Annotated in this window: 5 protein-coding genes; all 5 read right to left on the reverse strand. The window is 58.9% G+C overall.

Features of this window, described 5'->3' with window-relative positions:
- Nucleotides 1-93 precede the first annotated feature (93 nt).
- Nucleotides 94-1134 (reverse strand): type I-C CRISPR-associated endonuclease Cas1c, encoded by a 1041-nt coding sequence (cas1c, locus tag JOZ06_RS15875; protein WP_293234156.1) that lies wholly within the window; start codon nucleotides 1132-1134, stop codon nucleotides 94-96.
- Between the two features lies 1 nt (nucleotide 1135).
- Entirely contained in the window at nucleotides 1136-1762 is a 627-nt protein-coding gene (cas4, locus tag JOZ06_RS15880; RefSeq protein ID WP_293234158.1) for a CRISPR-associated protein Cas4, read from the reverse strand.
- An 11-nt stretch (nucleotides 1763-1773) separates the two neighbouring features.
- Nucleotides 1774-2643 (reverse strand): type I-C CRISPR-associated protein Cas7/Csd2, encoded by an 870-nt coding sequence (cas7c, locus tag JOZ06_RS15885; RefSeq protein WP_293234160.1) that lies wholly within the window; start codon nucleotides 2641-2643, stop codon nucleotides 1774-1776.
- Between the two features lie 10 nt (nucleotides 2644-2653).
- Nucleotides 2654-4429 carry a type I-C CRISPR-associated protein Cas8c/Csd1 gene (gene cas8c / locus JOZ06_RS15890; RefSeq protein WP_293234162.1) on the reverse strand — a complete coding sequence of 592 codons (1776 nt, stop codon included), beginning with the start codon at nucleotides 4427-4429 and terminating at the stop codon, nucleotides 2654-2656.
- Nucleotides 4426-4923 (reverse strand): type I-C CRISPR-associated protein Cas5c (cas5c, locus tag JOZ06_RS15895; protein ID WP_293234164.1); only part of this gene is annotated, 498 nt, incomplete at its 5' end. The genes cas8c and cas5c, both read right to left, overlap by 4 nt.

The raw sequence follows: 4923 nt of genomic DNA on the forward strand, positions 1-4923 counted from the left end.
CAAGCGCGGGCAACACGTCTCAACCTAGAGGCGCCCGCTTTGTCTTGTGTCCGTACGTCATAACTGACCAACACCATCATGTTCCAGCCACCCCTATTTCCACAAAAACGGTGGATACGCATCCAAATCGCCACGCAAAAAACGCGCTAACAATTGTGCCTGAATGGCGGGGAAAAGCCCCAACTCGGCTTTTTCATCCATAAAAGCATGCAGCAGGCTTTCGCGTTTACGCTCTTGAAACGCCACCAACACCGTCTTGCGCGCCTCGTCGCGCAGCAATACACCACCGTGATCCTGCACCTGGAAATCTTTGCTCGTCAGTTGGCGGCGATTAAACAGCGACAACGCCAGTCTGTCGGCCAGCACCGGCCTGAACTCCTCGACAAGGTCAAGCGCTAGGCTTGCTCTGCCTGGACGGTCACGATGCAGGAACCCCACGGCGGGATCCAACCCCACGCTTTCCAGCGCGGATCTGCAATCGTGAGTCAGCAGCGTATAGAGAAACGATAGAACGGCATTGACCGGGTCGCGCGGCGGGCGACGGCTACGACCGGAAAACTGCAAAGCGGGATCGTCCACGCGTAACAGATGTGGAAACGCCGCAAAGTAGCCTTGAGCCGCTTCGCCCTCCACACCGCGAAGCACGTCCAGATCTTCGCAGTGCCAGAGCTTATCCGCCAAACGCGTCAACCGCTGCCGAGTCTGTTTCAGCGTACTCTGCGCCCCCTCTGAGAGCTTGGCGCCATGGTCGCGCAGAGCGCGCGAGAGAACGGCGCGTTGATTGTAGAGCTTGCCCAACAGTAAGTGCCGCACGATGCCGACGCAGGCGACGGGATCGTCACTCGCGCGGTACTGCGCGCGACGCAGCAGCACATTGCCCGATACAGGACCTTCGACGCGCGCGAGGAATCTGCCGTTGGCACTCAGGTAGCTAATAGTGATGCCGCGTTCTGCACAGAAACCCATGAGCGGCGGGGACACCAGTACACGACCAAAACACACCAACCCCTCCAGCATATGGACGGGCAAGCGCGCACGCTCGCTGCCCTCCACCTGCATCACCAAATTCTCGCCATCTTTGTGCAGCCAGGCGCCTTCGGTCGTAACGTAAACGGTATTGAGCTGGCGGCGCATGTCAGGTCTCCCATTGCTGATGCAACCAAACGTCCACCGCGCTGGGTTGACCAAGCCGTTGTGGCTGACAGCAATCGATTAACGAACAGGCATCACACCGCCGCGAATCGTACTGCGCGCGCGGCATCCGCCCGTTATCCAACAGTGAGCGAACAGCAGCAATCGTATCCAGGGTGAGCACGCGCAGCACGTCGTCGAAAACAACCCGCTGTCTACGCCGGGTTTGGCCGTAGTAAAGCGCCCCCTCTTCGATCGACTGGCCCAGCATGTACTCCAGGCAAAGCGCCTGGGCGCAGAGTTGCACTTCGTCGGCCCGATGTGCTTTGGGACGGCCGCGTTTGTACTCCACCGGGTAAGCCTGTTCCCCTTGGGGGGTGAGGTGGAATTCGACGATGTCGGCCACGCCGGCAATGCCGAGCGGCACAGCGGCCAACGGCAAAGCACTGACGGTACGAACGCCACGCCGTTTCTCCACCATCGGCTGATCTGCGCGTTCGTGCAGCAACCGCCCCTCCGCCGTTTGCCGATTCTCGGCCCACTGCTGTTCCAGATGGATCAGCGCGCATTGCCTGGGGCAATACAAATAATGCTGCAAGGCGGAGAGGAGTATCAGATCGTCGTCTTCCATGCTCGTACCGGTTACAACAGTTCCTGCACGCTGACACCGGCGGGAATGGCGGCCTTGTCGATGTCGACACGGTAATCGGCATAACTGCGTGCAGGGCTGTCAGACTCACCTTCCACGCGGCGAACATGAACGGCATCGAACAGGGTATGTGCGGGCGCATCACCCATCGGATGGTCGTGTTTGAACACAATCAGCTTGCGCGCGGCCATCTCGCCGCGCGCGGCCGAACGATCGTGCTCGAACATGTTGGCCAAGCCACGCCACAGCAACTGTAGATCGGCCTCGTCAAAGCCGGTGCGCTCGGCCAATTTGGCCGAGATAAATCCATGAGCACGATACAAGCCATAGGGAACGATGTACTTGCGTCCCATCGTGCGTTCTTTTTCTACATCCCGCTCATTGGTCACGGCCATGCGCGTAATCGACACCTCCAGAGGCATCACGGGGTCGATGGAGGTGGCAAAGGCAAGCTGAATAGGGCCACGCACCTGGCCGGCATTGATATCTGTGGTCATCACGGCGCCAAATGCGCGTATATCGAAGAAGTTTTTGCACATCCAGGCGGTCAGCTCGCGCGCCTTTGCCTCTTCTTTGGGCAACTTCCTCGACTCTGGCTCGATGTTCAGTGCTTGATAGGCCAGCTTGTGCTGGTTGTTGAGTACCGCCTTTTCTTGCATATAAATGGCGAAGCCAGGCTGACTTTCCTGCTCCAGCGCCACATAGTTGCGCAGCTTGCGCTTGAGGCAAACGTCGGTAATCAGGCCGCGATTGGTTTCCGGATCAAGGCGCGGCAAGTTGCCGGCGTCCGGATCACCATTCGGATTGCCGTTGGTCACATCGAACAAATAAACAAATTCGTAGCGGTTGGCGATGGCAGTCATGTTGGGCTCCTTATTCGTCGATTGAATCGCTGGCAGCGTCTTGGCCACCCTTGTTCTTGGAACGGCTATATCCCTGGTGGTAGTACCCTAGCGCGAACTGGCCTTGCGCCTCATACCCCAGGTTTTTAGGCAAACGCTCTTCGAGTCCGTCGACGATTTCCTTCACAGTACCTTCCAACGTTTTGGCCAAGCCCGGCTTGTCCTTGCGCAGCCGGGTCAGGTGATGCTGTACGTTACGCAGCAACATCGGAAAGACACTAGCGGGCGTAGCGGATGCCGAGCCGTAATAACGGTCGCGGATCGTGGCGTTGATTTCATGCCCAAGCGCATTGCGTTGGATGTTTTCCAGTTCGGCGAATAAACGACCCAGCAGATAGCCGGGATCTCGATTGTCGGGGTTCAGACTCACGGGCAGCTCCAGGTTGATGCCGGCAACGCCCAAGCGCTGATCGCGCTCAAGCACGGCTTTGCACAGGGCAACACGCACGCCCGATACTTCCCGGTCGGCGCGCATGCGCATGATGAGGTTGGTCAACAAACTACGTGGATAGCGGCGGCCGGTCAGAACAGCCCGGGTCAGGTCGCCGGCAAGTTTCGGTAGCACATTCTCCGATTTACCCAAGGCGGCGGTGGCATAGAGTAGCCGCCAAATACCCGGAGGATGACGCCATGGTACGGGTTCCAGCGCCAAATCGCGGTAATGCTCGACCAGTCTTTGCGCGAACACTTCCAGTCGGCCGGTCTCCCAAAAACGAATCGACAAGCGCGAGGCATTGGGTGCGAGCCCCAGCACGAACAGATGAGTGTCCGCCGCCAGATCCAGTCCAAGCTCAGTCAGTGGACGGCCGGCCGCAATGTCTTGCAGCACAGGAACAAGGCGGTTGGTTTCCGAGGCATCGTCCGCCGGCGGGTTCAACAAATCGGAAAAGAACCCTTCCGCCGATGCGGCCGCCTCCGGCGTGGCCGCCTGCGCCCAGAACACCACCGTGGTATCGCCAATTTGCAGTCGTTGCCGGTTGTGTTCGTCGCGGCGCAGCAAATGATTGAGGACGGAGGTATAGGCAAAGGCGGCGAATTCGGACACCGGCGCGTTGTCGCCCTGGCTTTTGCCATAGGAGGTAAAGGACTCCAGGTTGAACGATACGATCGATGCGCCGGAGCTTTGCGCGCCGTTAACGCCCTTGATCGCAGGGTGCAACCGCGCCAGTGGCGCTTTCTGTCCCGTGACCAAACACATGCCCTCTACCCCGCTACCCGCCGCCAACATGCGTGCGCGTAACTGCTGCGCGGCTAGACTCTCGTGGACGTATTCGTGTCGGCCATCGAGACGAAACACTACATTGGCGTCGAGCAGACCTTCCCGTACTGTCACACTGAAATTGGCGAACTGTTCCGCTTGCCATTGGCGCAAAAACCTCAGCACAGCTTGCAATCCGATATCGTCACAATCAGCCAGCCATTGCTCGTGCAAAGCTTTGAAGGCTACGTGTTCTTCGGTAGTGCGTACGCCACCCTTGGCACTCACCCCCAACACATAGCTGGTCTTATCCCAGAGGAAATTCGATTTGATGCCGGCCGTGCGCTTTTCCGGTTGCGGCACGGTCAGTGTGCGGCCGACAAATTTCTTGCCACTGGCAACACGGAGGTCGTACAGTTCATCAACCAATTGACCTTCCGTATCCAATACCAACGCATAGCTGATCTTTTCACTGCTATAGCCGAAGCGCGGCACTTGATCGGCGGCGGCCAGGCGCTGGTAATAATCCAACAAGGCGGACAGAATCATACGCACGCCTCCCGCCATGCCGGCACCTCAATCCAGCCGTCGCGCATTTCAGCACGGAAAAACCGTGGTGTCATGCCATCGGAGAAGTCGATGTCGTGCAGCATCCAGCCAAGATCGCGCGCGCCGGCAAAGCTACCGTCCGGTTGCGGCACCACCTCATCGTCATCGACCAAGGCAAAGTGCGCGGCAAATTCGCGCGTACCGAGGCAAGGCGCGTGAAAGCATTGCCCCTTACGCGCACGCCGGTTGAAGATATCCAGGTGCTTGCCGATGTTGTCGTCCGGCCCGGCTTTGTCGGTCAAGTCGAAATGCGCCTCGATCACATAGGCAACATCGCGCAGCACCGTCGCGGCGCGTTGCTGCCGATCCTCGTCCACGTACGCGGCCAAACCGTCGACATGCCCCGCTTTCATCGCCTTGGCGACGCTGGCTGCGGAAAGTTTGCTTCCCACCTCGTTGCGGCGGATGGACTCGAACTTGATCGGCTTGAGCAC

It is taken from the genome of Paludibacterium sp. (assembly GCF_019232825.1).
Classification (GTDB): Bacteria; Pseudomonadota; Gammaproteobacteria; order Burkholderiales; family Chromobacteriaceae; genus Paludibacterium.